This is a genomic window from Mesorhizobium sp. B2-4-1 (assembly GCF_006442185.1).
Classification (GTDB): Bacteria; Pseudomonadota; Alphaproteobacteria; order Rhizobiales; family Rhizobiaceae; genus Mesorhizobium.
This window is the reverse complement of record NZ_VFVN01000012.1, coordinates 23,218-49,847: the sequence shown is the minus strand read 5'-3', so window position 1 is coordinate 49,847 and position 26,630 is coordinate 23,218. Positions and strand designations below refer to the sequence as shown.

Sequence of the window (26,630 nt, the reverse complement as noted above, 5' to 3'; positions counted from 1 at the left end):
GTATCGATATTCAGGTGATGCCGGCCTGGCGCTAGTGCGCCTCGTCCCAATTGTTCGCCGCTCGAGCGTCCACATGCAGCGGCACCGACATCGACACCGCCGGCATGGCCGCGTTCTCCATGACATGGCGCACGACGGGGAGCGTCGCCTCCACTTCCGCCTCGATCGTCTCGAAGATCAGCTCGTCATGCACCTGCAAGAGCATGCGGGCCGAAAGCCTGGCCTTCTCCAGCGCCTCGTCCATGCGCACCATGGCGCGGCGGATGATGTCGGCGGCGGTGCCTTGCAGGCGCGCGTTGATCGAGGCGCGCTCGTTGAAGGCGCGGATCGAGGGATTGGAAGACCGGATCTCGGGGTAGTGGATGCGGCGGCCGAAGATGGTTTCGACGAAACCGTGCTCGCGGGCATAGGCCTTGGTCTCTTCGATATAGTCGCGGATGCCGGGGAAGCGCTCGAAATATTTTTTGATGTAGTTGCTGGCCTCCTCGCGCGGGATCGACAGCTGGTTGGCAAGGCCGAAAGCCGAGATGCCGTAGATGATGCCGAAGTTGATCGCCTTGGCGCGGCGGCGCACTTCCGAAGGCATGCCCTCCACGGGCACGTTGAACATTTCCGAGGCCGTGATGGCGTGGATGTCGGCGCCGTCGGCGAAGGCCTGCCGCAATTGCGGGATCTCGGCGACATGGGCGAGCACGCGCAATTCGATCTGGCTGTAGTCGGCCGAAACCAGGCGGTTGCCCTTGTCGGCGATGAAGGCCGTTCTGATCCTGCGGCCTTCGGCGGTGCGCACCGGGATGTTCTGCAGGTTCGGGTCGGAGGATGACAGGCGCCCCGTCGTCGTCGCGGCGAGCGCGTAAGAGGTGTGGACCCGCTTGGTGTCCGGGTTGACGAAGCCGGGCAGCGCATCGGTGTAGGTCGATTTCAGCTTGGTCAGCTGGCGCCAGTCGACGATCTTGCGCGGCAGTTCGTGGCCTTCGGCGGCGAGGTCTTCCAGAAGCTGCGCCGAGGTCGACCATTGGCCGGTCTTGGTCTTGGAGCCGCCGGGCAGACCCATGCGGCCGAACAGGATATCGCCGAGCTGCTTGGGCGAGCCGATGTTGATGCGCTCGCCGACGAGCTGGTAGATTTCTTCCTCGAGCCGGGCTGCGCCCTGGGCCAGTTCGCCCGACAGCCGCGACAGGATCTGCCGGTCGACCGAGATGCCGCGCTGTTCCATGCGCGCCAGCACCGGCACCAGCGGCCGTTCCAGCCGCTCATAGACCGACACCAGGCCCTTGGCGGCGAGCCGCGGCTTCAGCACCAGCCAGAGCCTGAGCGTCACATCGGCGTCCTCGGCCGCGTGGGCGGTCGCCTTGTCGACGTCGACCTGGTCGAAGCCGACGGAATTTTTCCCGGAGCCGGTCACGTCCTTGAGCTGAAGCGGACTATGGCCCAGCCATTTCTCGGCAAGCGCGTCCATGCCGTGGCCATGCGAGGTGCCGGCATCGAGCACGTAGGAGATCAGCATGGTGTCGTCGAAGGGGCCTACGTCGATACCGTAGCGGCTCATGATGACGAGATCGTATTTCAGGTTCTGCGCGATCTTGAGGACAGACTTGTCCTCGAGCAGCGGTTTCAGCACGGCCAGCGCCTCGCGCAGCGGGATCTGGTTGTCGATCGGACCACCGCCGAGCAGGTCGCCATTTCCGCTCCTGTGGGCGAACGGCACATAGGCGGCGCGACCTGGCGCCGTCGCCAGCGACAAGCCGATCAGTTCGGCCTGCATCGGATCGGGCGACGTCGCGCGGGCATCGAAGGCGACGATGCCGGTCTCCAGCGCCTCGGCGACCCAGGCCTTCAGGTTGGCGACGTCGCGGATGCACTGATAGGCTGAAATGTCGATCTTGCGGGCGGTGGCGGCCTCCAGGCGAAGCGCCGACAGAAGCGAGGGGGTGTTGCCCTCCTTGGTGCCGCCGGCTGCGGCCAGGGCCGTCTCGCCGTCCTGCTTCGCCTCGGCGCTGGGCGCGACCAGCGCGCCGGCGCCGACATCCGGCCCATGCGCGGAGTCGGCGCGTTCGACCGTCACAGCGATCGCCTGGACGTCGCTTGCCTCGGTTCCCGTCGTTTCCGCCACGCGGCGGGTCAGCGAAGAGAATTCCATGGTCTTGAGGAAGCCGATCAGCTTCGGCCCGTCCGGCGCGTGCAGGACGAACTCGTCCAGCCCCTCGGCCACCGGCACATCGTTCTTCAACGTCACCAGCTGGCGCGAGATGCGCGCCTTGTCGGCATTGGCGATGATGGATTCGCGTCGTTTCTCCTGCTTGATCTCGCCGGCGCGCTCAAGCAGTCCGTCGAGGTCGCCGAACTGTTCGAGCAGTTGCGCCGCGGTCTTCGGCCCGATACCCGGCACGCCGGGAACATTGTCGACGGAATCGCCGGTCAATGCCTGCAGGTCGATCATCTTCTCCGGCGGCACGCCCCATTTCTCGATGACCTCGGGAATGCCGATCTGGCGATCCTTCATCGGATCGTACATGCTCACCGTCGGGCCGACCAACTGCATCAGGTCCTTGTCGGAGGAGATGATGGTGGTGTCGCCGCCGGCCTCGCAGGCCAGACGGCAATAGGTGGCGATGAGGTCGTCGGCCTCGAACCCTTCCATCTCGAGGCAGGGCAGGTTGAACGCCCTGGTCGCCTGGCGGATGAGGCCGAATTGCGGGATCAGGTCTTCCGGCGGCGCCGAACGGTTGGCCTTGTATTCGGGATAGAGGTCGTTGCGGAACGTCTTCGACGAATAGTCGAAAATGACGGCGAAATGCGTCGGCACGATGCCGACATCGGTGTTGCGGGCATCCTGCATCAGCTTCCAAAGCATGTTGCAGAAGCCGGACACGGCGCCGACCGGCAGGCCGTCGGACTTGCGGGTCAGCGGCGGCAGCGCATGATAGGCACGGAAGATGTAGCCGGAGCCGTCGACAAGAAAGAGATGATCGCCTTTTTTCATGCCGGCAGGGATAGCGCGGCGCGGCGGCTTGGTCCATGCCAAAGGCAGCGCTTCCAGCAACACCCTGACAGGCAGGCGACAGGTTGGTTGGAAAGAGGTGAAATCGGCATTATTTTCGTCCGCGGGACTGCCTGGCTCCGTCCGTCCAACGGCCGCTCACGGCCATGTTACAAAAGTGTAATATTCGTGCCCTTGAATCGCCACGTTCGAGGACACAGATAAATGGCATCGGCAATTTTCGCCGACGTCCGGAGCAAGGCCCGTCCCCCGCCTATCCCGGACACCTGCGGCAGCCTATCCCCCCTCTCCGGGCTGCCGCATCGTTTCGAGTAGAAGGGCCGCCGTGGTTCCCCCTCCACCACGGCGGTCTTTTTTGTTCGAATACGCGCTTGGAGCCCGTGGTCCAATGGTCCCGGGCTTTTCGTTTGTCCGCTCTGCCTTTAGGGTTCCGGCACTGAATCGAAAGGCTCATCAATGTCAATTTCCCCCGTTCTCGACCGTCTCGACAAGAATCTCGACCAGAGCCTGGAGCGCCTGTTCGGCCTGCTCCGGATCAGGTCGATCTCCACCGATCCGGCCTATGCCGCCGATTGCCGCAAGGCGGCCGAATGGCTGGTGGAAGAACTCAAGGTGATCGGCTTCGACGCCAGCGTCCGCGACACGCCCGGCCACCCGATGGTGGTTGCGCATCATGATGGGCCGGCCGGTTCACCGCATGTGCTGTTCTATGGCCACTATGACGTACAGCCGGTCGATCCGATCGAGCTTTGGGAAAACGACCCGTTCGCGCCGGCGGTCAAGGAGATCGAGCCCGGCCACAAGGTGATCACCGGGCGCGGCTCGGCCGACGACAAGGGTCAGTTGATGACCTTCGTCGAGGCTTGCCGGGCCTGGAAGCAGGTGCATGGCAATCTGCCGTGCCGCATCACCATCCTGTTCGAGGGCGAGGAGGAGTCGGGCTCGCCGTCGCTGAAGCCCTTCCTCGAAGCCAATGCCGATGAACTCAAGGCCGATTTCGCGCTGGTCTGCGATACCAGCATGTGGGACCGCGACACGCCGTCGATCTGCGTGGGGCTGCGCGGGCTGGTTGGCGAGGAGATCATCGTGAAGGCCGCCGACCGCGACCTGCATTCGGGTCTCTATGGCGGCGCCGCTGCCAACCCGATCCGCATCCTGGCAAAGGTGCTGGCCGACATTCACGACAAGGACGGCCATATCACCATCCCGGGCTTCTATGACGGCGTCGAGGAAACGCCGTCGCAGATCCTGAAATCATGGGAAACGCTGGGCGAAACGGCCGAGACGTTCCTTGGCCCCGTCGGCCTGTCGATTCCGTCGGGCGAAAAGGGCCGCTCGCTGCTGGAACTCACCTGGGCACGGCCGACGGCCGAGTTCAACGGCATCACCGGCGGCTATACCGGCAAGGGCTTCAAAACAGTGATTGCGGCGCAGGCCTCGGCGAAAGTATCTTTCCGCCTCGTCCACAAGCAGGATCCCAAGAAGATCCGCGCCGCCTTCCAGCAATTCGTCAGGGAGCGCATTCCGGCCGACTGTTCGGTGGAGTTCCACCCGCATGGTGGCTCGCCGGCGATCCAGCTTTCCTACGACTCGCCGTTCCTGGCCAAGGCCAAGACGGCGCTGTCGGACGAATGGCCGAAGCCGGCGGTGACGATCGGCAGCGGCGGCTCGATCCCCGTGGTCGGCGATTTCCAGACCTATCTCGGCATGGAATCGCTGCTGGTCGGTTTCGGCCTCGACGACGACCGCATCCACTCGCCCAACGAAAAGTATGAGTTGAGTTCGTTCCACAAGGGCCAGCGCTCCTGGGCACGCATTCTGGACGCGCTGACGCGCTGAGCCGGGAACTCACGAAAGGCGGGAAAATCAAGTTTATGTTGATTTTTCCACCGATCACGGCAAGGACGGGTTGCCAGCGCAACGTGCTGGAGCGCGCGCGTCCGCTCGATGGATGCGCGATGCCGAAAGCGCGACCCCGGAGAAGACGATGAGCGATATCCGTTTCCACAAAAACGATCTGCCCGACCTGTCCCGCTACAATGTCGGGGCGGTTGCCATCGATACGGAAACGCTGGGCCTGAACCCGCATCGCGACCGGTTGTGCGTGGTGCAGATTTCACCCGGCGACGGCAGCGCCGACGTGATCCAGATCGCGCCGGGCCAAAAGGAAGCGCCGAACCTCGTCAAGCTCTTGGGAAACCACAGCGTGACCAAGCTGTTCCACTATGGGCGCTTCGACCTCGCCGTGCTCTACCATGCGTTCGGTGTGATGCCCGAGCCGGTATTCTGCACCAAGATCGCCTCGCGGCTGACCCGCACCTACACCGACCGGCATGGTCTCAAAGACATCTGCTTCGAGCTTCTGGGCGTCGGCCTGTCCAAGGCGCAGCAATCGTCGGACTGGGCGGCCGAAACGCTGTCGCCCGAACAACTCGAATACGCCGCATCCGACGTGCTCTATCTGCACCGGCTGCGCGACGTGCTGGCGGCGCGGCTGGCGCGCGAGGATCGCACGAAAGAGGCCGACGCCTGTTTCCGCTTCCTGCCGACACGCGCCAAGCTTGACCTCATGGGCTGGGACGAAGAGGATATTTTCGCTCATAGCTGACGGCGTCGCGGCGCTGCCGCCGATGTTCCGTCCGGGACCAGATGCCGGCCGTCGTGTTCCGTCGGCTCGAAAAGAGGGATGACATGGCGGACAGGAAGCCCATATCGACCGCGCCCACCGACGGTTCCAAGGTCACCGTGACCTGGAAGGACGGCGACGGCGTGCTCAACGAATCCATCGCGCAATACCGGGACGGCGGCTGGTGGGTCTACATCGACAGCGATACGCAGAAGAAGGTCGAGCCGATGAGCTGGCGGCCCGCCGGGAGCGACGACGGCGACCAATGAGCAGGCCGCTGGCGAGGGCGGCGGCTTTCGCATAGCCTGAAGCCGTTGATATCGAGGCCGATTCGGGGCTTTCCGCTCCGCGCTCGCCTCTTGCTCGGAGGGAAATCGCCATGGGCGTCGAAAGCCTGCTCGTCTTCATCATCATCGGTGCCATCGCCGGCTGGCTCGCCGGTCTCATCGTCTCCGGTTTCGGCTTCGGCTTGATCGGCAACATCATCGTCGGCATCATCGGCGCGTTCATCGCGGGCTGGCTGTTCCCGCGGATCGGCTTGTCCATCGGCGGCGGCATCCTCGCCTCGATCATCCACGCCACGATCGGCGCCATCATCCTGCTGATCCTGGTCAGGGTCCTGAAGCGAGCCTGAGGCCGGGCACCGAGGAGCGCGCCATGAAACAGAATACGCTTTATCTCGTCATTGGCGCGCTCGTCGTCGTGGTCATCGCGCTCGGCGTCTACGTCTACCGCGAACAGACCAAGCCGAAAGGCGTGGAGCTCAAGATCGACGACAAGGGCATCTCGATCCAGCAGAACTGAACGGAGCCCGGGCTTGCCGGCTCCGCATTGCTCCCCACGCCTGACTATCGCTGCCTGCCGGATTTAACCCGCCTTTAAACCGCCGCATCTACTCTGCAACCCGAACGCCATAGGCATCGGGATATCAAGCGCAGCGCATGGCGAACCGCAGAGACAGCCGCATCGAACCCAGTTTCGAGGGACCGCCACAAGCGAGATCCCAGACAGGTCTTTCGGTGAGCGAGGAGGACCGCGTCGTGCCCAGCAACCGCAAAGCCTCCGCCAAGCGCAAACCGCCAAAGGCAAAATCGTCGCGTGCCAGGCGCGGCAGGAGCCGGCGCGGCCTGTTCGGCGTGCTCGGCCGGCTGGTCTACTGGTGCTTCGTGCTGGCCATCTGGGGCGGCATCGCCGTGGCCGGCGTCGTCGTCTACTACGGTGCCAAGATGCCGGCGGCCACGACCTGGTCGATCCCCGATCGCGCGCCCAATATCAAGATCGTCTCCGCCGACGGCCAACTGCTCGCCAATCGCGGCATGAGCGGCGGCGAGGCGGTCGGCCTGCACGAAATGTCGCCCTACATCCCCGAGGCGGTCATCGCCATCGAGGACCGCCGCTTCTATTCGCATTTCGGCGTCGACCCGATCGGCCTGTCGCGCGCCATGGTCGCCAATCTCGCCGGCGGGCATTTCTCGCAAGGCGGTTCGACGCTGACGCAGCAACTGGCCAAGAACTTGTTCCTGACGCCAGACCGGACGTTGGAGCGCAAGGTGCAGGAGGTGCTGCTGGCGCTGTGGCTGGAGCACAAGCACACCAAGGACCAGATCCTCGAAATGTACCTCAACCGGGTCTATTTCGGCTCGGGCGCCTATGGCGTCGAAGCGGCCTCGCGCCGTTATTTCGGCAAGAGCGCGCGCGATGTCACCTTGTCGGAGGCGGCGCTGCTTGCCGGTCTCCTGAAGGCGCCGTCGCGACTGTCGCCGGCGCGCGATCCCAAGGCCGCCGAGGACCGCGCGCAGCTGGTGCTCGCCGCCATGCGCGACGAAGGCAAGATCAGCGCCAAGGAACTGACCACGGCGATGAGCGCGCCGGCGACGCGCGCGCCGTCCTACTGGACAGGCTCGGAAAACTACGTCGCCGACACCATCATGGAAGAGCTGCCCGATCTGATCGGCGACGTGCGCGGCGACATCGTCATCGATTCCACCGTCGACCTGAACCTGCAGAAGCTCGCGGAACAATCGATCCGCCGGCTGATCGATGAAAGCGGCAAGAAGCTCAACGTCACCCAGGGCGCGCTGGTGTCGATCGACGATTCGGGCGCGGTGCGTGCCATGGTCGGCGGCTACGATTATTCGACCAGCCAGTTCGACCGCGCCTCGGAAGCGCGCCGGCAGCCCGGTTCGGCGTTCAAGCCGTTCGTCTACATGGCCGCCCTCGAGGCCGGCCGCACGCCCGACAGCGTGCGCAACGATGCGCCGATCAAGATCGGCAAATGGACACCCGACAATTACGGCGGCAAGTATTTCGGGAAGGTGACGCTGGCAACCGCCTTGGCGAAGTCGCTGAACTCGGTGGCGGCCCAGCTGACCATGGAAGTGGGGCCGGACGCAGTGGTCGAGGCGGCGCATCGCATGGGCATCCAGTCCGATCTGCAGGCCAACACCTCGATCGCGCTAGGCACGTCGGAAGTGACGCCGCTGGAGCTGACCTCGGCCTATGTGCCTTTCGCCAATGGCGGCTACAAGCCGGACATCCATTTCATCCGCCGCGTGACATCAGCCGAGGGCAAGGTGCTGTACGACGCCGGCAGCGGCAGCGCGCCGCGCGTGGTGAAGCCCGAGATCGTCGGCATGATGAACTCGATGATGACCGGGACGGTGGAGATCGGCACGGCCAGGAAGGCGGCCTTCACCTGGCCGTCGGCCGGCAAGACCGGCACCAGCCAGAATTCGCGCGACGCCTGGTTCGTCGGCTACACCGCCAATCTCACCACCGGCGTATGGTTCGGCAATGACGACGGCAGCCCGATGAAGAAGGTCACCGGCGGCGCGCTGCCGGCGCAGGCCTGGCACGAGTTCATGGTCGCCGCGCATGAGGGCGTGCCCGTGCGGCCGCTGCCTGGTACCTGGAAATCGACGCCGGCCGATAGGATCGTGCCGGACGAAATCCCGTCGGCCGATGCGACACAGCCGGCTCCGAAGCCGCAAGCGCCTGTCGGCCAGTCGGCGCCCGCTGCCGTCGCGGCGCAGCCAGCGCCGGTTCGCGCGCCCCGCCCGGCCCAGACGGTCGACGCCGACGGTTTCGATATGCCGGGCGACTCCGGAACCACCGCCTCGGTCGGACATCCGGTGCCGCCGGGCAGTGTCGGCGGTCCGCTCAAGAAGCGGCAGACGTCGATCCTCGACATTCTCGGCGGAGGCTAGCGGCAACTCGCCTCTCGCCAGCGCCACACCGTTCGGCTACACCTCCCGACATGGCAGAGATCGACACCAGGAAGACCATTGTGCTGACCGGCGCCAGCCGTGGCATCGGCCATGCCACGGTCAAGCGTTTCTCGCGCGAGGGCTGGCGCGTCATCACCTGCTCGCGCCAGGCGTTTGCCGAGGATTGCCCGTGGCCGGCCGGGCCCGAGGACCACATCAAGGTCGATCTCGCCGACCAGGAGGATGTCGGCATCGCCGTCTCCGAAATCCGCCACCGGCTCGAGGCGCATGGCGGGCAGCTGCACGCGCTGGTCAACAACGCCGGCATTTCGCCAAAGCTCAAGGACGGCAACAGCCGCATGAACTCCATCGACACGCCGATGCATGTCTGGCGCGACGTGTTCCAGGTCAATTTCTTCGCGCCGATCATGCTGGCGCGCGGGCTGTTCAAGGAACTGGCATCGGCGAAAGGGTCGATCGTCAACGTCACCTCGATCGCCGGCACCCGGGTGCACCCCTTCGCCGGCACCGCCTATGCGACATCCAAGGCGGCGCTCGGCTCGCTGACGCGCGAGATGGCGCATGATTTCGGCCCGCACGGGATCCGCGTCAACGCCATTGCGCCGGGCGAAATCGACACCGCGATCCTGTCGCCGGGCACGGACAAGATCGTCGAGACCATTCCGCTCAGGCGGCTGGGCACCACGGCCGAGGTCGCCGACATCATCTTCTTCCTGTGCTCCGGGCAGGCGTCTTATGTGACCGGCTCGGAAATCCACATTAATGGCGGCCAGCACGTGTGATGGGGCAGGTCTCAGCCTAGGGATCGTTCATCCGGTCATGGTGAGAACGGCCTTGCCGCTGAAGCTGCGCTGTCGCAGAGCGTCCAGGGCTTGGGCGATGTCGGTCCATGGCATGGTCAGGGCGACGCGGGTTTCCAGCCGGCCGGCCGCAACGAGAGCGAGCAGCGAGGCGATGTCCGAGCCAATGCCCGCGCCAGACGTGTAGTAGGCGAAAGTCTGAAGCCTCGCCCCCTCGTGACCCGGAACGAACTGGCGGAACCCAATTGGCGTGAGTTCGCCACTGCTCGAGCCGAACATGACGATCGTCCCGCCAGGAGCGACGCGTTCGATCGCGTGGGCGAGGCTTTGGCCGCCGACCGACTCGGTGATCAGCGAGAACGCCCCCTCAGCCAGTTCGATCGACTCGACGACTTGCCCGGCACCCAGGCGGCGGAGATCCTCGCCATGCCGGGAGGCCGCGACCGCGGTCACGCTCGCGCCCTGTTCGCGCGCGATCTGGAGCTGGAAACGGCCGACCGCACCGCTTGCGCCGGTGATCAGGACCCGCTGGCCGGCAAGGTCGCCGCCATGGTGCAAAGTCCTGAGCGCGGTCGTGCCCGCGACCGGAAGCGTGGCCGCGGAAACGAAGCTGACGTCATCCGGCAGGACGGCGAGGCGGTCGGTCGAAACCGCGACGCGTTCGGCCCAGCCCGCCTGGTCGACCAGAGCCGCGACCCGGGCGCCCACGGCTGGCCCGGAGCCGTCGGCCGCTGGCCGTTCGACGATCCCGACGATGTCCTGGCCGGGTATCCAGCCGTCCGGGCGTATGGTGAGCAGGCGCAATTCGCCGCGATTCAACGAGGTTGTGTGGACCGAGACAAGCGCCTCGTTTGCGAGAGGCCGAGGGTCCTCGACCTCGGCAAGCGTCAGTCCGGTGGGGCTGTCGGAAGACATGACTAGGGCGCGCATGGGACGTACCTTCCTGCTGGTTTGTGGACGCAAAGCGCGGTGGCATCCTGATCAACCGGGTGCATAGGCAAGCTGGAATCTATCGACTTCCCAACTTGAGGAATTTAGCTATCCTGGCGTTTAATCGCTAAAAGCCGTCAATCATGAGACAACCTCTTCGCTACCCATGGCTCGATTTCAATGTGGATGACGTCCTCGCACCGGCAATCGCCGTGCGCGTCGACGTTACCGAAACCAAGGCCGAAGTCCCCTCCCATCGGCATCGCAAAGGCCAACTCGTCTTCGCGCTCGGCGGTGGCGTCACATGCCGCGTCCCGAGCGGCCTGTGGATGGTGCCGCCGCATTGCGGGGTGTGGGTTCCCGGCGACATGGAGCACAGCAATATCGCGACCGCCAACGCCCGGATCTTCTTCGTCTACATCGAGCCGGGAGCCGCCGAATTGCCGGACCGGTGCTGCACCCTTTCGGTCTCGCCGCTGCTGCGCGAACTGATCATCGAACTGTCCGATGGCGTGGGGGATGATGAGGCGAGGGATGCGCTTTTGATCAGGATGCTGCTTGCCGAGCTGCCGCGCATGCCTGTCCAGCGGCTGCATCTGCCGATCTCATCCGAGCCACGATTGAGGCGGATCGCCGAAGCGTTGGCGCAGGATCCCGCCGACCGCAGCACATTGTCGCAATGGGCCAGCCGGGTTGCGCTCAGCGAGAGCAGTCTCGCCCGTCTCGTCGTGAAGGAGACTGGCTTAAGCTTCGGACGCTGGCGCCAGCAGTTGCATCTGATCGTCGCAATTCGAGAACTGGCCTCCGGTGCGAGCGTGCAGCAGGTCTCCGGCGATCTCGGCTATGATTCCGTCACCGCCTTCATCACCATGTTCAAGAAGGCGCTTGGCAAGCCGCCGGCAAAATACCTCGGCAGCGTCGCGCAAAATGGCGGCTCTGCCTTCGTGGCGTGATCAACCTGGCTGCAGGCGGAGCACCTCGAGCATCCATTGTTGGACCAGGCGACGCCTTGTAGATTCGAACGACACCTTGGAGATGGAAACATGGCGCTCAAGCGGATGGACAACGTAGGAATCGTCGTCGAAGACCTCGGAGAGGCGGTTGATTTCTTTCGCGAACTCGGCCTCGAGCTTGAAGGACGGGCCACGATCGAAGGAGAATGGGCCGGACGTGTCACCGGACTGGGCGATCAGCATGTCGAGATTGCCATGATGCGCACACCGGACGGCCATAGCCGGCTCGAGCTCTCCCGCTTCCTCAGGCCGCCTGTCGTCGCAGATCACCGGAACGCCCCGGTCAACGCCCTAGGGTACCTGCGCGTCATGTTCACCGTGGATGACATCGACGAGACGCTTGAAAGGCTCCGCACGCGCGGCGCGCAGCTCGTAGGCGAAGTAGTCCAGTATAAAGACGTGTATCGGCTCTGCTACATCCGTGGGCCTGAGGGGTTGCTCATCGGACTCGCCCAAGAACTCGGTTAAGCGCAATACGAAGAAATGGCAGGAGTGGCCGATGTCAGCGGGCGCGTCCAAGGCCGCCCCACCTGTTCGAGGTCCCGCCCTCCACGGTCGGCCGCGTTCTCGCTAAGCACGGACTAGTTCCGTGTAGGCGGACGGTTCAGCCGCCCGCGGCTTGTGACCAAGCACCTCTTCCACGATGCCGCGCGCGATCTCGCGTTCGCCCATGATCACCGTATCGGCGCCGAGCCCCTTGAGATGCTCGACCTCGGCATCGGAATGGGCGCGGGCGACGACATTGATGGCGGGATTGGCGGCGCGCGCACGCAGCACGATCTGACCGGCCTCGAAGGCATTGGGGATGGCCAGGATCAGCCGTTTTGCGCCTTCGGGATTGGCGGCTGCAAACACTTCGGCATTGGCGGCGTTGCCGGCCACGGTCTCGATGCCCTCGGCCCTGAGCTTCACCAGTGTCTTGTCGGCATCCTCGACCACCAGGAAGGGCAGGGCGGCTTCCTTCAACGCAGCGCCGACGAGACTGCCGACACGGCCGTAACCAATCAGGATAGCGTGGCCGCTGAGGGCCGTTCTTGGCGGCGGCCCATCCTCCTGCTTCGCCGCCGAGGCGACGGAAGCCACCTGGCCGGGCTCCGTCGCCGGGCCGACCGGTTTGGGCTCAACAGGCGGCGCCGTCCTGGCGGCGCGGGCCTCGAGCCATGGCTTCATCCAGTCGATGACCAGGAACATCACCGGGTTGAGCACGATCGACAGGATGGCGCCCGCCAGGATGAGGTCTCGCCCCTGTTCGGGCAGCAGTTTCAGCCCGACGCCGAGTTCGGCCAGGATGAAGGAGAACTCGCCGATCTGGGCAAGGCTCGCCGAAATCATCAGCGCCGTCGCCAGGGGATAACCGAAGGCGACGACGATGAGGAAGGCCGCCAGCGACTTGCCGACGACGATGATGGCGAGCGTTGCCAGAATCGGCAAGCCGTTGCTGAACAGGCTGAACGGGTCGAACAGCATACCGACCGAGACGAAGAACAGCACCGAGAAGGCATCGCGCAACGGCAGCGATTCCTCCGCGGCGCGGTGGCTGAGTTCGGACTCGCTCATGATCATGCCGGCGAAGAAAGCGCCCAGTGCCAGCGAGACGCCGAACAGCTTGGCCGCGCCGAAGGCGACGCCAAGCGCTATCGCCAGCACCGAAAGCCGAAACAGCTCGCGCGAGCCGGTATGGGCGACATAGTGCAGGATCCAGGGAATGACGCGGCGGCCTACCACCAGCATGACGATGACGAAGGCGGCGACCTTGGCCAGCGTGATGCCGACGACACCCCAGATGCCGTAGCTCGCGGGCAGCGACAGCAGGCCGCTCGCATGGGCATCCGCCTGCTCCTGGCCGCCAAGCACGCCGGCAAGCGCTGGCAAAAGCACCAGGGCCAGCACCATGGCCAAGTCCTCGACGATCAGCCAGCCGACGGCAATGCGGCCGCGCTCGGTCTCGATCAGGCGGCGCTCCTGCAGGGCGCGCAGCAGCACCACGGTCGAGGCCACCGACAGCGCCAGGCCGAAGACCAGTCCTGCTCCCGCCGACCAGCCGAGCATCCAGGAAAGCCCCGCGCCGAGTGCCGTGGCAAAGCCGATCTGAACGATGGCGCCGGGCACGGCAATGGCGCGGACCGACAGGAGATCCTTCAGCGAAAAATGCAGGCCGACGCCGAACATCAACAGGATGACGCCGATTTCGGCGAGCTCATTGGCAAGGCCGGCGTCAGCGACGAAACCGGGCGTGTTCGGCCCAACCAGCACGCCGGCCACGAGATAGCCGACCAGCGGCGGAATGCGGAAGCGGTTGGCGAGAGCGCCGAAGACGAAAGCGAGCCCCAGACCGGCTACGATGGTGGCGATAAGGGGAGTGTCATGCGGCATTGTCTATGGAGCGCCTTTCAAGCCAGCGATGCAGGATATGCGCCGCCCGAAGCCGCCGCCTGTTTGCAATATGGTGGATTGGGTGTCGGCCACGCAACCCCGCAAAACCGGGAATTGCCGGTGAAGCGACAAATACCTCGCCGGTGGGCAAGCAAGCCGGAATCCGAGGTCAGCCGAAATCATGCGCCGCAATGGCGGCGCTCGATAGGCAACGATCAAGCTGCCCGCAACAGAGCCTCGATCTCGAATACCGCGTGGTTGGTCAGCGTCTTGGGAATTTCCGCGCTGACCTTGTCGCTGACTTCCTTGTGCAGGATCTTGCGCATCGCGCCGAGCACGAGCGGCGGCGCGATGAGGATGATTTCGTCAAAAGAGCCTCGATGAGCCAGCTTGTAGAGCCGTTCGGCGAGTTCGTCGGCAAAGCGCTCCTTGCCGATCCGATGCCAATCCGTCTCCTCGACCGCGCTGCGGTGAACCGAGGGACCGTCATTGTAGCGACCGGGACTGTCGCTGCCTTGCTCGCGCGTTGGCGGGTTGTCCTGCCTCACTTCCTGCACCACTTCGAGGTTCGGAAATTTGGTGTCACCTGCATTTCTGAGGAAGAGCGCTTTTTCTCCGTCGGCCACCATGATCCAGATGCCGTGCTTCAACTTGATCGCGCTCATGACGCCGGGCTCCTTCCTTCGCTGCCGCCACGCTTGGCTTCACGCCGCGGCCAGGTATGATTTTGAATTGCGCATGCGGAAGGAACGCGCCTCGATCCGGTAATGTTCCAGCCAAAAAGCCAGGTCATACGGACGCTCCGTCGAGGTGGAGGCGCGCGCACGACCGCCAGGCAGCTTTAATCTACTAAATTAGTAGAATTTAGAAAAAACGGTTTTGTCATAAAGCGCGTTCGGCCCAAAAAAGAGGAGAAATCAAGGCCCGCGACAGCGGCTTGATGCCGGTCTCCGCAACAAGGTGGAATATTTTTCTCTTGGCCGCGGCCCTTTAGAAAAAGCGATTGCATCCCGGAAGGTGATGCGCGAGTGGGTTTCTTCAGCTTTTTCGCGCCCACGCGTAGAAGTGAAGACCAGATCAGGATTCCGTTCGTATCCATGCCGCAGCCCGCCCCCAAGCTCAATGCCTTCCCCGTCTTCGTACGGGTCGAGGACGAAGCCGTAACGATCGTCGGCGGCGGCGACGAAGCGTTGGCCAAGGCACGATTGCTTGGGCAGTCCAGCGCTACGCTGCGCATCGTCGCGGAGAGCGCCTCACCGGACATGCTCGGCTTCATCGCGCAGAGTGGCGCCACCCACATCGCGGCCTATGAGGCGAGCCGGCTGGAAGGCTCGGTGATGGTGTTCGCTGCCAGCGGCGATGAGGCGCTCGACCGGCGCGTTGTCCAGGATGCGCGCCGGCTCGGCATCCCCGTCAATGCGGTGGACCGGCCGGAGCTTTGCGATTTTTTCACCCCGGCGCTGGTCAATCGCGCACCGGTCGCGATCGCCATCGGCACGGAAGGCGCTGGGCCGGTGCTGGCGCAGATGCTGCGTGCCCGCATCGACCGCATGCTGTCGCCTTCGTTGGGCAGGCTGGCGGCTCTCGCCGCGTCGTTCCGGGCCGCCGCTGAAAGCCTGCCCAGGGGCAATTCGCGCCGCCGGTTCTGGAGCGAGTTCTTCGGCGGTGCGCCGGCGCGCGCCGTCGAAGCTGGCAAGCTTTCGCAGGCGCATGACGCAGCCGCCGATCTTCTGCGTTCGGCGGCATCCGCTTCAGGCCATATCGCCCTGGTTGGCGCGGGCCCCGGTGCCGAGGACCTTTTGACGCTGCGTGCGCATCGCCTGCTGATGGAGGCCGATGTCATCGTCCACGACGCGCTGGTGCCGGAGGCTGTCGTCGCCATGGGCCGACGCGACGCCGAGCGCCTGGCGGTCGGCAAACGCAAGGGCTGTCACACCAAGAGCCAGGCCGAGATCAATGCGCTGCTGGTCGAGCTTGGCCGCGAAGGCAAGCGTGTGGTGCGGCTGAAGTCGGGCGATCCCCTGGTGTTCGGCCGGGCCGGCGAGGAGATGGCGGCGCTGCGTGATGCCGGCATCGCCTATGAGGTGGTTCCGGGCGTTACCGCTGCTTTCGCTGCCGCCGCCGATTTCGAATTGCCGCTGACGCTGCGCGGGGTTTCCTCCTCGATGGTGTTCACCACCGGTCATGATCTCAAGGGCAATTCGCTGCCCGACTGGGCCAAGCTTGCCATTTCGGGTGCCACCGTTGCTGTCTATATGGGCCGCTCGGTGGCCGCGGAGATTGCCGGCCGGCTGATCGAGGCCGGGCTTTCGCCCGATACGGCGGTAGCCGTGGTCGAGAATGCCAGCCTCGGCAATCGCCGCCGTTTCCACGGCACGCTTGCCGACCTGCCGTCGTTGGAAGCGCGCGCCGATCTCTCAGGTCCGGTCATGACCATCATCGGCGATGCGGTCGCCGGCGCCAATTTCGAACGGTCCGAACCGCTCGCGGCACACAGGCATGAAGGTGCGCCCATAGCTGCCACCGAGGGAGTTCAGCAATGAAGATACTGACCGCCAACCGGCTCGCCGACGGCATCGCCGTCTGGTACGCAGACGGCGGCTGGGCCGAGAGGGCGGACCATGCCGACCTCGCCCATGACAAGGCGGCCGAGGATCGCCTGGAAGCGATCGGTGCCAAGGCCCACGCCGACAACGAAGTCCTCGACGTCAACCTCATCGATGCCGAAATCGTGAACGGCGTTGTCGAGCCGGTGCGGTTGCGCGAGAAGATCCGCGCCGCGGGCCCGACCATTCGCAACGATCTTGGCAAGCAGGCCTCCCGGGCGGCGTAAGCCCAGACCAGAAGTGAACACGGGCGGACGCGCCCTGAAAGACGAAGCATGTACCGCTACGATGAGTTCGATCACGATTTTGTCCAGGCCCGCGTCGCCGAGTTCAGCGACCAGGTCCAGCGCCGGCTCGCCGGCGAGATCACCGAGGACCAGTTCCGGCCGCTCAGGCTGATGAACGGCGTCTACCTGCAATTGCACGCCTATATGCTGCGCATCGCGGTGCCCTATGGCACGCTGAACAGCAAGCAGTTGCGCATGCTCGGCCACATCGCGCGCAAATACGACAAGGGCTACGGCCATTTCACCACGCGCCAGAACATCCAGTTCCACTGGCCGGCGCTGTCCGACATTCCTGCGATCCTGGCCGATCTGGCGAGTGTCGAGATGCACGCCATCCAGACCAGCGGCAATTGTATCCGCAACGTCACCGCGGACCATTTCGCGGGTGCGGCGGCCGACGAGGTCGCCGATCCGCGTCCCTATGCGGAAATCCTGCGCCAGTGGTCATCTGTTCATCCGGAGTTTTCCTACCTGCCGCGCAAGTTCAAGATCGCGGTAACCGGCGCGGAGCGCGACCGCGCCGCCATCCAGACCCACGACATCGGCCTGCACCTGAAGAAGAACGCGGCCGGCGAGCTCGGCTTCGCCGTCTATGTCGGCGGCGGCCAGGGGCGCACGCCGATGGTCGCCAGGAAGATCCGCGATTTCCTGCCGGAAGCCGACCTTTTGTCCTACTGCACGGCGATCCTGCGCGTTTACAACCTGCATGGCCGCCGCGACAATAAGTTCAAGGCGCGCATCAAGATCCTGGTCCACGAGACCGGCGTCGAGGAGATCACGCGCCAGGTCGAGGCGGAATGGCAGCAATTGAAGGACGCCGAGTTGAAGCTGCCGGAAGCAGACATCCGCGCCATCGACGCCTATTTCGCGCCACCAGCGCTGACCGCGCGGCCGGACGGCGACGAGGCTGTAAAGCTGGCACGCCTCGATTCCAAGGGCTTCTCGGATTGGCTCGACCAGAACGTGGTGACGCATCGCCACCCCGACTATGCGGCGGTGACCATCTCGCTGAAGGGTATCGGCGAAGTGCCGGGCGATGCGACCGACAGCCAGATGGAAGCGATTGCCGATATCGCCGAGAAGTATGGATACGACGAGTTGCGCGTCAGCCACGAGCAGAACCTGATCCTGCCGCATGTGGCGCGCGCCGACCTGAAGGCGGTCTATGACGCGCTGGTCGATATCGGCCTGGCGACCGCCAATTCGAACCTGATATCGGACATCATCTCGTGCCCGGGCCTCGACTATTGCGCGCTGGCCACAGCGCGTTCGATCCCGATCGCGCAGGAGATCTCGCGTCGCTTCGCCTCGCTGGAGCGGCAGCGCGAGATCGGCGAGTTGAAGCTGAAGATCTCCGGCTGCATCAATGCCTGCGGCCATCACCATGTCGGACATATCGGCATTCTCGGAGTCGAAAAGAAAGGCACCGAGCTGTACCAGGTGACGCTTGGCGGTTCGGCCGACGAGAACACTTCGGTGGGCGAGATCATCGGCCGCGGCTTCTCGTCGGAAGAGATCACCGACGCCATCGAGCAGATCGTCGAGACCTATCTCGGCCTTCGGCTCAACTCACAAGAGAAATTCATCGACGCCTACCGCCGTGTCGGTCCCGCGCCGTTCAAGGAGGCGCTCTATGCTGGCGAAGCCAAGGCCGCTTGACCCTATCGTCGACGCCGATGACGGCATCGCCGCCAAAGCGGCGGGGTTTGACGCGCTTTACGGCCACCTGAATCCGCTCGACATCATCGAACGCGCGGCAGGCGACCTGTTTCACGATGAGATTGCCGCGGTGTCTTCCTTCGGTGCCGATTCGGCCGTGCTACTGCACATGATTTCCGAAGTCGATCGCTCGCTGCCGGTCATCTTTCTCGATACTGGCAAGCATTTCGAGGAGACGCTCGGCTATCGCGACGCCCTGGTCGCCGATTTCGGGTTGACCAACATCCAGGTGATCAAGCCCGACGAGGCAGCACTCGAGCGGATCGATCCGACCGGCAATCTGCACCAGACCAACACCGACGCCTGCTGCGACGTGCGCAAGGTCGAGCCGCTGGCACGGGGCGTGGCGCCTTTCCGCGCCTGGTTCACCGGCCGCAAACGCTTCCAGGCCTCGACGCGCGCAGCACTTCCGGTGTTCGAGGCGGTCGGCCCACGTATCCGCATCAATCCGCTGGCGCACTGGACGACGTCGGACCAGGCGGACTACATGCGCGCGCATGCACTGCGGGAAAATCCGCTGGTCGCCTATGGCTATCTGTCGATCGGCTGCTTCCCGTGCACCCAGCCGGTGCAGCCGGGCGAGGACGCGCGCAGCGGCCGCTGGGCCGGCCATGCCAAGACCGAGTGCGGCATTCACCTGTCGGGACTGGAGAAGTCGCTGACCGACGCATCGTTATAGGGTATGCTGATATTCAGGTGAGGCCGGCCTGCAAACGGCGGCTTCGGGGGCTCACGTACTACAAGTACGCTCCGCTCCGGCTCTCGGAAGCTACCGTTTTCGACTCGGGCCTGCTTGAATCTCCACACCCCCTTGAGCTCTTTGAATTTTAGGAAATTTCGATGACTGAACCGACGATACCGGAGACCCGCCTCTGGACCCCGACGGGTTTTCGGGAGGATGAGTGGGCTCATGCCGAAGGCGCGGAAGCGCTGTCCGGCAATGGCCGCTTCATCCTGCCGCTGCAGGCGTTTCTCGATCTCGATCCGGAGGTGCGCCGGTCGGCCAAGGAAAGGATCGGTGTCGTGCTGCAACCCGGCGATCAGCTCGAAAGGATTGCTGGCCTGCTCGACCAACTGTCGCTGGTGGCGCTGGCTTTTCCGTCGTTCAGCGATGGCCGCTCCTTCTCAAAGGGCGAATTGCTGCGCAGCCGACATCATTTCGAAGGTGCCGTGCGCGCCACCGGCCAGGTGCTGGTCGACCAACTGCCGCATATGCTGCGGCTCGGTTTCGATGAATTCGAAATCTCCAATCCCGTGCTCTTGAAGCGGCTGGACGAAGGCCGCACCGGCGGATTGGGACTCTACTACCAGCCTGCCGCCGTGCCGAAGCCCAAGGGACCAAAATACTCCTGGCGTCGGCTGCGTGCCGGCTGACGTCACGACACTTCCAGCGACAGGTTTGCGGCCGCCTGTCCTCTCCCGTCACGACGACAGGAGGTGCCGCCGGCGGATCGGGGACAGCAGAGCCAGGCAGAAGATGGCTACGCCGCCATCCGTGCCTGGCGAAACGACACCAGCTTGCCGCTGTTTTCATCCCACAGCGCCAGCTTGACGCAGCGCAGGCTCTCAAGAAGGGTGATGCGGCCTATGCCGCGCAGTTCCGGATAATCGCGCAGCACTTCCTGCAGGCGGTAGCCTGGCACCTTCGCGGAGAGGTGATGGACATGATGGACACCGATGTTGCCGGTGAACCAGTTCAGCACCGGCGGCAGGTCATAATAGGAGGATCCGTGCAAGGCGGCACGCTGGAACTCCCACTCATCGTCCTTCGCCCATTCGGTCTCCTCGAACTGGTGCTGGACATAGAACAGCCAGATGCCGGCGGATCCGGCAAGGATGACGATCGGCAGGTGGACGACCAGAAAAGCGCCAATACCGACGAACCATATCAGGATCGACGCTGCCAGAACGATGGCGAGGTTGGTGGCCATCGAGGATACCCAGGGCTTCAGGCCACCGCGCATCATCCCGACCGGCAGCCTTTGCTCGAAGATGAAGAGCCATATCGGCCCCAGTCCGAACATGACCAGGGGATGGCGATAGAGACGATAGGCGAGGCGACCTCTCCAGGACATCCGCCGGTACTCCGCGACCGTCAACGTCTTGATATCGCCAACGCCGCGCTCGTCGAGATTACCCGCGCTGGCATGATGGGTGGCATGAGCACTCCGCCAGCAATCATAAGGCGTCAGCGTAAGCACGCCCAGGACGCGGCCTATCCAGTCATCGGCGGTGCGGTTGGCGAAGAAAGATCCGTGCCCGCAATCGTGCTGGATCATGAAAATCCGCACCAGGAAGCCCGCCGCCGGCAAGATCAGCACCAGCCCCCACCAATGGCCATAGGCAAAGGCGATCGAGGACAGCGCCCAGAGTGCTGCGAAAGGGATCAGGGTGATCGCCAGTTCGACGGCGCTGCGCCGCCTGTCCGGCTTCTTGTAGCGCGCCAGGATCTTCAACCAGGCGCGCTTGCTGTTGGCGGCAGTCTCAGGGGAAATCATGTTCATCATGAAGCATAGGCGGAGGGGCCCGGCTCCCGCAAGGCTAATCACGAGAAATTACCGCGCGTAATTGTCGCGATGGGGCGCGGGATCCTCGATCCAGGCCGCGACTTCAGGTTCTGTTCTAACCCTTGCAACTCTGCCAACCCGGATCGCATCCGGTCACATGCATCAATGGCGCGCGCCGCCAGCCATGCTGTTTTCCAGGCCGTCGAGACGTTCGAGTTGGTCCCGGAAGCGGTCGGGAATGTCTTTCTCGGCGCGAAAGGCCGGCAGCGCATGCAGAAAGCGTCTCACCGCCGCCGTGCCTAGCTGGCGCCGGATTTCGGCGGCGATCCGATCTTTCTTTTCGCCCTTGTCGCGGGGTGTCATTTCAAAAATCCTGTGTCGGTTCGAAAATCCTCCAGCCAGCAAATGGTTCCCCGATCGCGCCGCCGGGGCAAGCAAAGGTGGAAGCTATGGTAAAGTTTGAATTAAAATCGAAGCATCGCACTGATCGCCATTCGGTTTGAACGGCTGGGCGCGTGCCTTCGCTTACCCCTTGATTTTTGCCCACCAAACCTCGATATCGGGCTCAAAATCCACACTATTCGAGATGATGGGAAACGGCGATGAGCGACCAGGCAAAAGACGAACGCGCGCCCGACGAAATTGAGGCGACCGAAGCCAATGCCGAGCGCACGGAAGGTGGCGTCGATGGCGATTATGAAGCGGTTGTGCGGCTCCTGAAGGAGAATGAAGAGCTGAAGGACAGGGCGCTTCGCGTTGCGGCCGAGATGGAGAACCTGCGTCGCCGCACCGCGCGCGACGTGCATGACGCGCGTACCTATGCGGTCGCGAACTTCGCCCGCGACATGCTGTCGGTTTCGGACAATCTGCGCCGCGCGCTGGACGCTATTCCCGCCGAGGCCAAGGCGTCCGGCGATGCGGGTTTCAAGGCGCTGATCGACGGCGTCGATCTCACCGAGCGTGCCATGCTGTCCGCACTGGAGCGGCACGGCGTCAAGAAGCTCGCGCCGGAAGGCGAGAAGTTCGATCCCAATTTCCACCAGGCCATGTTCGAAGTGCCCAATCCCGATGTGCCGGCCAACACGGTGGTGCAGGTCGTGCAGCCGGGCTATTCGATCGGGGAGCGGGTGCTGCGCCCGGCCATGGTCGGCGTTGCCAAGGGCGGCCCGAAAATCGCCGCCGGCGAAGCGCCGGTCGAGCCGGGGCCCGTCAACGAGCAGGCGGAGAAGGACGCGTAGTTAGGGGAATAGGGAATAAGGCACTAAGGCACTAAGGCACTAAGGGGCGTATCAAGAGTACGGCTTCGTGCTAAACATACTCCCCTACTCCCCTGCTGCCTTACTCCCTGGTCCCGCCCTTGAACCCCATCGCGCTTCTCGACTATGCCGGCGTTGCGGTCTTCGCGGCGACAGGTGCGCTTGCCGCGTCGCGCAAGCAGCTCGACGTTATCGGCTTCCTTTTCCTGGCGTGCGTCACCGGCATCGGCGGCGGCACTCTTCGCGACGTCATCCTTAACCTGCCGGTTTTCTGGATCGCCAATTCCAGCTATGTGCTGATCTGCGCGGCGGTTGCGGTGCTGGTGTTTTTCAGCGCACACCGTGTCGAATCCCGCTGGAAGTGGCTGCTCTGGCTCGACGCCGTCGGGCTAGCCGCTTTTTCGGTGATGGGTGCGGCCAAAGGGTTGGCCATCACCGGTTCGCCGGTCGTTTCCGTCATCACCGGCGTGCTGACCGCCACATTCGGCGGCATCCTGCGCGACGTGCTGGCAGGGGAGCCTTCGGTGCTGCTGAGGCCGGAAATCTATGTTACGGCCGCCCTGGTTGGCGCGTCGATCTTCACATTGGGCGATGTCGCCGGACTGCCGCAGATCGTGTCAGGCTTGGCCGGTTTCGCCGCGGCATTCGCCGTGCGCGGCGGCGCGCTCAAATTCGGCTGGTCGTTTGCGTCCTACAAGAGCCGGCCCGGCAGGCGGCCGGAGGATATTTCGTGAGAGAAGGGATTAGGGACTAGTGAGTAGTGAGTAGTGATTAGGGTTAATCAGTAGGTGTAAATTATGATGTCTTCACTACTGACTACTGACTACTGACTACTGACTACTGACTACTGACTACTGACTACTGCTCACGCAGCAAAACGCTGCGCTTCCCCGCCGTAATAATTGACGTAGCGGGCGCCGATCTCCTTGACCGGCATCACCACGAACACATCGACCGTCGAGAATTCACGATCGATGACGCAGCCGTCGCCGATGCGGGCGCCGACCCTGAGATAGCCCTTGACCAAGGGCGGCATCGCAGCGATCGCTGCCTTGGCATTGACCGCCTCGATCGGCATCAGGTCCATGGAACAATAGCGCCCGGCGACGGCGCGCACGTCCCAAGCCGAATTCGTGCGGCAGTGATGCGCCAGATAGGTGAGCGCCTCGGCATGGGCCGCCGGCACCGTGCCCTGGAAAGACGCACAGCCGGTCATCACGCCAATGCCGTAGTGGTTGATGTAGGCCCAGATGCCTTGCCACAATGCCTCGATGGTGCGCTTCGAACGGTATTCCGGCAGGACGCAGGAGCGGCCGAGCTCGAGAAAGCGCTGGCCGGGGTGACGGGCGATGAGCTTGGTCAGCTCGAACTCGCCTTCGGAATAGAAGCCGCCGGCGGCCGCAGCGATTTCTTGCCGCAGCAGCCGGTAGGTCCCGACGATGCGGCGATGTTCGGGGCCGGAAAGCGAGGTATCGAAGACGAGCAGGTGATCGCAGTGCGGATCGAAGCGGTCGGCATCACGGCGGTCCTGCACCTGAAACAGGTTCTTCCTGGCGCCAAGCTCGTCGTAGAATACCCGGTAGCGCACTTCCTGCGCGGCCGCGATCTCGGCCTCGTTGCGGGCCAGCCGCACTTCGAGGTTGCCGATACGGCCGAGCGCTGCGCCCTTTGTGACGGAATCGACATTGCGCCCGGCAAGCAAGGCGCCGCCGGCGTTCGGCCGAGTGTCACATTCCGGCATAACTGTATGCACGAGTGATTCTCCTTCGAGCCATCCCTCTTGGCACGGGGATACGGTGTAGGTGCAACAGGATTGTGACAGTACCGTGATACGGCGTCGCGGGCAATACTTCGTCGGCTGGCGAATACGGTCAACCGGCTACGTTATGCAAAAGCAAGGTGGCGCCGCTCGGCAGGAGATTGAAGAAAAAAAGTCTCAGGCGGCGACCTGCCCCTCGATGGCGTCGACCAGTGCATCGGGGTCGAGCGGCTTGGTGACAAAGCCGCTGGCGCCGTGGGCGAGCACCGCATGGCGGGTCTTTTCCTGGCTGTCGGCCGACAGCACCATGATGGGCACTGGCGGCACGGCCGTCTCCTCCTCATGGCGGCGGATGGCGGCGATGGCGTCCATCCCATCCATCACCGGCATGTGCAGGTCCATCAGCACCACGTCGAAGCGGTGTTTGTGTCCGGCACCGGTAACGGCCTCGACCGCCGCCTTGCCGTTGCCGACAACCTTGACGCGATGACCGGCCTTCAGCAGCGTGGCGCGAGCGAGCATGGCGTTGATGTCATTGTCCTCGGCGATCAGCACCGACAGGCCACGCTGGCGATCACTGGCGGCGCGAAGCGCCGGCGGGTGGGGCTTTTCCGGCCGTGTCGGGGCAAGCGCCGGCGCATGACTGCTCAGAAGCACACGCAAAAGTGTTCCGCCTCGCACCGGTCTGGCGAGGAAGGTCGCGTAGCCGCTGGCGCGGAACTCGCCGAGCATGCCGCGATCGGTCGGGGCGATCAGCGTGATGGCTTCGCAATCGGAAAAACCGCTTTGGCGCAGCCGCTTGAGCAGTCTTCCGTCGCCCTCTTCCATGGCCGCGTCGACCAGCAGCACGTCGCAATCGCCGGAGAACGATGCCGCCTGCGCCACGGTGGTGGCGATATCGACCGCGCCGCCATTGGCGCGGATGCTGCGGGCGATGGCGTCGGCCTCGACGATATTTCTCGACAGGATTACCGCGTGCCTGCCCTGAAGCGCGTCCACCCGGCCCGGTGGTGGCTCGCTCGCGGAGATGGCCGGGATATCGAAGACGAATTCCGAACCCTGACCCAACCGGCTGGAGACGGAAATCGTGCCGCCCATGGCGGTCACCAGGCGCTTGGAGATGGCAAGACCGAGACCGGCTCCGCCATGCGCGCGCGTCGAGGTGCCGTCGGCCTGCTCGAACTCCTCGAAAATGCGCTCCATGTCGTCTTCATGCAGGCCTGGCCCGGTATCCGCGATGGTGAAGCATATGCGGTCGGTGGTTTCAGTGCGGGCGCGCGCTATACTCACCAGCACCCCGCCGCTGTCGGTGAACTTGATGGCGTTGCCGATCAGGTTGAGCAGCACCTGCCTGACCCGGCCCGGATCTGCGGTGATCAATTGCGGCACGTCGGGCTCGACATGGCAGCCGAGGCCGATATCCTTGGAGAAGGCGCGCGCGGCGAGGAGCTCGACAACGTTGTCGGCGATCTCGCGCACCGACATTGGCTGCGGTTCGGGATCGAAGCGTCCCGCCTCGATCTTGGAATAGTCGAGCAGGTCCTCGATGAGGGCCAGCAGCGCGCTGGCCGAGGTCGAAATGGCGCCGACATAGGTCTGCTGCTCCGGCGACAGGCTGGTATCGGCCAACAGCCTGGCCATGCCCATGATGCCGTTCATCGGCGTGCGGATTTCATGGCTGACGGTGGCGAGGAAGCGCGATTTGGCCTGGCTTGCGTATTCGGCCCGCTCGCGCGCGGTGATCAGCGAGGATTCGGCACGCTTGCGGGCGGTGATGTCGCGGGCGATGGCGCGATGCGAGACAGAACCGCTGTCCTTGTCGCGCACCGACAGTTCGATCCACGAGAACCAGCGCGAACCGCCAGGGGTGCGGATGGCGACGTCGGTGGAACTCAGGCATTCATGGTCGGAAAAGGCGGCGTCGGGAACGATACCGACTTCGATGCCAAGTTCCGCCAGGGTCTTGCCGGCGAGGTCGCGCTGATCGACCTCGACGAGATCGGCGAACACCTTGTTGGCATAGACGATATAGCCGTCGCGGTCGCGATGAATGACGAGATCGCCAAGCGCGTCGATCAGGCCGCGAAAGCGCTCTTCGCTCTCCTGCATCTCCCACATGCGATCGGCCAGCGTCTCGATCTCGGCACGGCTGCGAGCCGTGGTTTCATCAAGCAGCGCGGCGGTGCGGTATTCGTTCCTTCTGGCGCGCAGGTGCAGGCCGAAGCCGGCAAGGCCGGTCGCCAGCAAAGCGAGGCTGATGAAGATCGGCGCGCCGGTCAGGTGGGTCAACCCCGCCAGCATGATGATGGCGACGAAGGTCAGCAGCGGCAAGCCTTCGCGGCCGGCCAATCGCGGCTCATTCCTGGCCTGTTGCGGCTCAGGCGCCAGCGGCGGTGCGGCGACGAACCGCCGCGCCGACGCCGGCGGGGGTACCGCATCGACGTCTTCGCCAGTCTCCGCTTCCTGGATGCCGGATTCCGCGACCATGCGAAAACCCTACCGGACAGAAATTATGGAAGCCTGCGG

24 protein-coding genes are annotated in these 26,630 nt (G+C 64.2%); 16 read left to right on the top strand and 8 right to left on the bottom strand.

The features are described from left to right. Positions 1-31 precede the first annotated feature (31 nt). Positions 32-2,983: a DNA polymerase I gene (polA, locus tag FJ949_RS25475; RefSeq protein WP_181172120.1), complete on the bottom strand. Its 2,952-nt coding sequence runs from the start codon at positions 2,981-2,983 to the stop codon at positions 32-34. Between the two features lie 474 nt (positions 2,984-3,457). Here polA and FJ949_RS25470 point away from each other — a divergent pair, with 474 nt between their 5' ends. The 7 genes from FJ949_RS25470 (at position 3,458) to FJ949_RS25440 (ending at position 9,636) form a co-directional block, all read left to right on the top strand. Continuing rightward, on the top strand, positions 3,458-4,840 hold the full coding sequence (locus FJ949_RS25470; protein ID WP_140500268.1) for a M20/M25/M40 family metallo-hydrolase: 1,383 nt from the start codon (positions 3,458-3,460) through the stop codon (positions 4,838-4,840). 148 nt (positions 4,841-4,988) lie between these two features. Beyond that, the gene (locus FJ949_RS25465) at positions 4,989-5,609 is read left to right on the top strand and encodes a ribonuclease D (RefSeq protein WP_140500266.1); all 621 of its coding nucleotides are present in this window, start codon (positions 4,989-4,991) and stop codon (positions 5,607-5,609) included. 83 nt (positions 5,610-5,692) lie between these two features. Further along, positions 5,693-5,896 (top strand): hypothetical protein, encoded by a 204-nt coding sequence (locus FJ949_RS25460; protein WP_140500264.1) that lies wholly within the window; start codon positions 5,693-5,695, stop codon positions 5,894-5,896. Positions 5,897-6,006: 110 nt separating this feature from the next. Then, positions 6,007-6,261, top strand: coding sequence for a GlsB/YeaQ/YmgE family stress response membrane protein (locus tag FJ949_RS25455; RefSeq protein WP_140500262.1), 255 nt, complete (start codon positions 6,007-6,009; stop codon positions 6,259-6,261). A 23-nt stretch (positions 6,262-6,284) separates the two neighbouring features. After that, the gene (locus tag FJ949_RS25450) at positions 6,285-6,431 is read left to right on the top strand and encodes a hypothetical protein (RefSeq protein WP_140500260.1); all 147 of its coding nucleotides are present in this window, start codon (positions 6,285-6,287) and stop codon (positions 6,429-6,431) included. A 137-nt stretch (positions 6,432-6,568) separates the two neighbouring features. Further along, positions 6,569-8,833: a transglycosylase domain-containing protein gene (locus tag FJ949_RS25445; RefSeq protein ID WP_140500258.1), complete on the top strand. Its 2,265-nt coding sequence runs from the start codon at positions 6,569-6,571 to the stop codon at positions 8,831-8,833. Positions 8,834-8,883: 50 nt separating this feature from the next. Then, positions 8,884-9,636, top strand: a complete 753-nt coding sequence (locus FJ949_RS25440; protein WP_140500256.1) for an SDR family oxidoreductase — start codon at positions 8,884-8,886, stop codon at positions 9,634-9,636. 27 nt (positions 9,637-9,663) lie between these two features. On the opposite strand, the gene FJ949_RS25435 is transcribed toward FJ949_RS25440, so the two are convergent. Next, positions 9,664-10,584: a zinc-binding dehydrogenase gene (locus FJ949_RS25435; protein WP_140500254.1), complete on the bottom strand. Its 921-nt coding sequence runs from the start codon at positions 10,582-10,584 to the stop codon at positions 9,664-9,666. A 143-nt stretch (positions 10,585-10,727) separates the two neighbouring features. On the opposite strand from FJ949_RS25435, the gene FJ949_RS25430 reads away from it, so the two are divergent. Further along, positions 10,728-11,537, top strand: coding sequence for a helix-turn-helix transcriptional regulator (locus FJ949_RS25430; protein WP_140500252.1), 810 nt, complete (start codon positions 10,728-10,730; stop codon positions 11,535-11,537). A 90-nt stretch (positions 11,538-11,627) separates the two neighbouring features. Beyond that, on the top strand, positions 11,628-12,065 hold the full coding sequence (locus FJ949_RS25425; protein WP_140500250.1) for a VOC family protein: 438 nt from the start codon (positions 11,628-11,630) through the stop codon (positions 12,063-12,065). A gap of 102 nt (positions 12,066-12,167) precedes the next feature. Here FJ949_RS25425 and FJ949_RS25420 read toward each other — a convergent pair whose 3' ends face one another. Continuing rightward, complete coding sequence (locus FJ949_RS25420; protein WP_140500248.1) at positions 12,168-13,970, bottom strand: cation:proton antiporter; 1,803 nt, start codon at positions 13,968-13,970, stop codon at positions 12,168-12,170. A 215-nt stretch (positions 13,971-14,185) separates the two neighbouring features. Continuing rightward, positions 14,186-14,635 (bottom strand): host attachment family protein, encoded by a 450-nt coding sequence (locus FJ949_RS25415; protein ID WP_140500246.1) that lies wholly within the window; start codon positions 14,633-14,635, stop codon positions 14,186-14,188. Positions 14,636-15,067: 432 nt separating this feature from the next. On the opposite strand from FJ949_RS25415, the gene cysG reads away from it, so the two are divergent. The 5 genes from cysG (at position 15,068) to FJ949_RS25390 (ending at position 19,956) form a co-directional block, all read left to right on the top strand. Beyond that, on the top strand, positions 15,068-16,513 hold the full coding sequence (gene cysG / locus FJ949_RS25410) for a siroheme synthase CysG (protein WP_140500244.1): 1,446 nt from the start codon (positions 15,068-15,070) through the stop codon (positions 16,511-16,513). Continuing rightward, positions 16,510-16,803: a DUF2849 domain-containing protein gene (locus FJ949_RS25405; protein ID WP_140500242.1), complete on the top strand. Its 294-nt coding sequence runs from the start codon at positions 16,510-16,512 to the stop codon at positions 16,801-16,803. Before cysG ends, FJ949_RS25405 begins: the two co-directional genes overlap by 4 nt. Before the next feature lie 48 nt (positions 16,804-16,851). Continuing rightward, positions 16,852-18,522 carry a nitrite/sulfite reductase gene (locus FJ949_RS25400; RefSeq protein WP_140500240.1) on the top strand — a complete coding sequence of 557 codons (1,671 nt, stop codon included), beginning with the start codon at positions 16,852-16,854 and terminating at the stop codon, positions 18,520-18,522. After that, positions 18,497-19,261: a phosphoadenylyl-sulfate reductase gene (locus tag FJ949_RS25395; protein ID WP_140500238.1), complete on the top strand. Its 765-nt coding sequence runs from the start codon at positions 18,497-18,499 to the stop codon at positions 19,259-19,261. Before FJ949_RS25400 ends, FJ949_RS25395 begins: the two co-directional genes overlap by 26 nt. Before the next feature lie 161 nt (positions 19,262-19,422). Further along, on the top strand, positions 19,423-19,956 hold the full coding sequence (locus FJ949_RS25390) for a DUF934 domain-containing protein (protein WP_140500236.1): 534 nt from the start codon (positions 19,423-19,425) through the stop codon (positions 19,954-19,956). Between the two features lie 107 nt (positions 19,957-20,063). Here the strand turns inward: FJ949_RS25390 and FJ949_RS25385 are convergent, their stop codons facing one another. Both FJ949_RS25385 and FJ949_RS25380 read right to left on the bottom strand, forming a co-directional pair. After that, on the bottom strand, positions 20,064-21,086 hold the full coding sequence (locus FJ949_RS25385) for a fatty acid desaturase (RefSeq protein WP_140500460.1): 1,023 nt from the start codon (positions 21,084-21,086) through the stop codon (positions 20,064-20,066). 165 nt (positions 21,087-21,251) lie between these two features. Beyond that, on the bottom strand, positions 21,252-21,452 hold the full coding sequence (locus FJ949_RS25380) for a hypothetical protein (protein WP_140500234.1): 201 nt from the start codon (positions 21,450-21,452) through the stop codon (positions 21,252-21,254). A 239-nt stretch (positions 21,453-21,691) separates the two neighbouring features. Here FJ949_RS25380 and grpE point away from each other — a divergent pair, with 239 nt between their 5' ends. Then, entirely contained in the window at positions 21,692-22,327 is a 636-nt protein-coding gene (grpE, locus tag FJ949_RS25375; protein ID WP_140500232.1) for a nucleotide exchange factor GrpE, read from the top strand. A 119-nt stretch (positions 22,328-22,446) separates the two neighbouring features. After that, positions 22,447-23,079: a trimeric intracellular cation channel family protein gene (locus tag FJ949_RS25370; protein WP_140500230.1), complete on the top strand. Its 633-nt coding sequence runs from the start codon at positions 22,447-22,449 to the stop codon at positions 23,077-23,079. A gap of 131 nt (positions 23,080-23,210) precedes the next feature. Here the strand turns inward: FJ949_RS25370 and FJ949_RS25365 are convergent, their stop codons facing one another. Together FJ949_RS25365 and FJ949_RS25360 are read right to left on the bottom strand one after the other, a co-directional pair. Beyond that, positions 23,211-24,098, bottom strand: a complete 888-nt coding sequence (locus FJ949_RS25365) for a GNAT family N-acetyltransferase (RefSeq protein WP_140500229.1) — start codon at positions 24,096-24,098, stop codon at positions 23,211-23,213. Between the two features lie 183 nt (positions 24,099-24,281). Next, positions 24,282-26,591, bottom strand: a complete 2,310-nt coding sequence (locus FJ949_RS25360; protein WP_140500227.1) for a PAS domain-containing hybrid sensor histidine kinase/response regulator — start codon at positions 26,589-26,591, stop codon at positions 24,282-24,284. Between the last annotated feature and the right edge of the window lie 39 nt (positions 26,592-26,630).

Excerpts from the sequence above, each read along its gene's own strand:
- FJ949_RS25465 (WP_140500266.1), top strand. The coding sequence starts at position 4,989 with ATGAGCGATATCCGTTTCCACAAAAACGATCTGCCCGACCTGTCCCGC.
- FJ949_RS25400 (WP_140500240.1), top strand. The coding sequence starts at position 16,852 with ATGTACCGCTACGATGAGTTCGATCACGATTTTGTCCAGGCCCGCGTC.
- FJ949_RS25425 (WP_140500250.1), top strand. The coding sequence starts at position 11,628 with ATGGCGCTCAAGCGGATGGACAACGTAGGAATCGTCGTCGAAGACCTC.
- grpE (WP_140500232.1), top strand. The coding sequence starts at position 21,692 with ATGAGCGACCAGGCAAAAGACGAACGCGCGCCCGACGAAATTGAGGCG.
- FJ949_RS25450 (WP_140500260.1), top strand. The coding sequence starts at position 6,285 with ATGAAACAGAATACGCTTTATCTCGTCATTGGCGCGCTCGTCGTCGTG.
- cysG (WP_140500244.1), top strand. The coding sequence starts at position 15,068 with ATGCCGCAGCCCGCCCCCAAGCTCAATGCCTTCCCCGTCTTCGTACGG.
- polA (WP_181172120.1), bottom strand. The coding sequence starts at position 2,983 with ATGAAAAAAGGCGATCATCTCTTTCTTGTCGACGGCTCCGGCTACATC.
- FJ949_RS25445 (WP_140500258.1), top strand. The coding sequence starts at position 6,569 with ATGGCGAACCGCAGAGACAGCCGCATCGAACCCAGTTTCGAGGGACCG.
- FJ949_RS25460 (WP_140500264.1), top strand. The coding sequence starts at position 5,693 with ATGGCGGACAGGAAGCCCATATCGACCGCGCCCACCGACGGTTCCAAG.
- FJ949_RS25430 (WP_140500252.1), top strand. The coding sequence starts at position 10,728 with ATGAGACAACCTCTTCGCTACCCATGGCTCGATTTCAATGTGGATGAC.
- FJ949_RS25415 (WP_140500246.1), bottom strand. The coding sequence starts at position 14,635 with ATGAGCGCGATCAAGTTGAAGCACGGCATCTGGATCATGGTGGCCGAC.
- FJ949_RS25455 (WP_140500262.1), top strand. The coding sequence starts at position 6,007 with ATGGGCGTCGAAAGCCTGCTCGTCTTCATCATCATCGGTGCCATCGCC.
- FJ949_RS25395 (WP_140500238.1), top strand. The coding sequence starts at position 18,497 with ATGCTGGCGAAGCCAAGGCCGCTTGACCCTATCGTCGACGCCGATGAC.
- FJ949_RS25420 (WP_140500248.1), bottom strand. The coding sequence starts at position 13,970 with ATGCCGCATGACACTCCCCTTATCGCCACCATCGTAGCCGGTCTGGGG.
- FJ949_RS25380 (WP_140500234.1), bottom strand. The coding sequence starts at position 21,452 with ATGACACCCCGCGACAAGGGCGAAAAGAAAGATCGGATCGCCGCCGAA.
- FJ949_RS25385 (WP_140500460.1), bottom strand. The coding sequence starts at position 21,086 with ATGAACATGATTTCCCCTGAGACTGCCGCCAACAGCAAGCGCGCCTGG.
- FJ949_RS25360 (WP_140500227.1), bottom strand. The coding sequence starts at position 26,591 with ATGGTCGCGGAATCCGGCATCCAGGAAGCGGAGACTGGCGAAGACGTC.
- FJ949_RS25440 (WP_140500256.1), top strand. The coding sequence starts at position 8,884 with ATGGCAGAGATCGACACCAGGAAGACCATTGTGCTGACCGGCGCCAGC.
- FJ949_RS25470 (WP_140500268.1), top strand. The coding sequence starts at position 3,458 with ATGTCAATTTCCCCCGTTCTCGACCGTCTCGACAAGAATCTCGACCAG.
- FJ949_RS25405 (WP_140500242.1), top strand. The coding sequence starts at position 16,510 with ATGAAGATACTGACCGCCAACCGGCTCGCCGACGGCATCGCCGTCTGG.
- FJ949_RS25435 (WP_140500254.1), bottom strand. The coding sequence starts at position 10,584 with ATGCGCGCCCTAGTCATGTCTTCCGACAGCCCCACCGGACTGACGCTT.
- FJ949_RS25390 (WP_140500236.1), top strand. The coding sequence starts at position 19,423 with ATGACTGAACCGACGATACCGGAGACCCGCCTCTGGACCCCGACGGGT.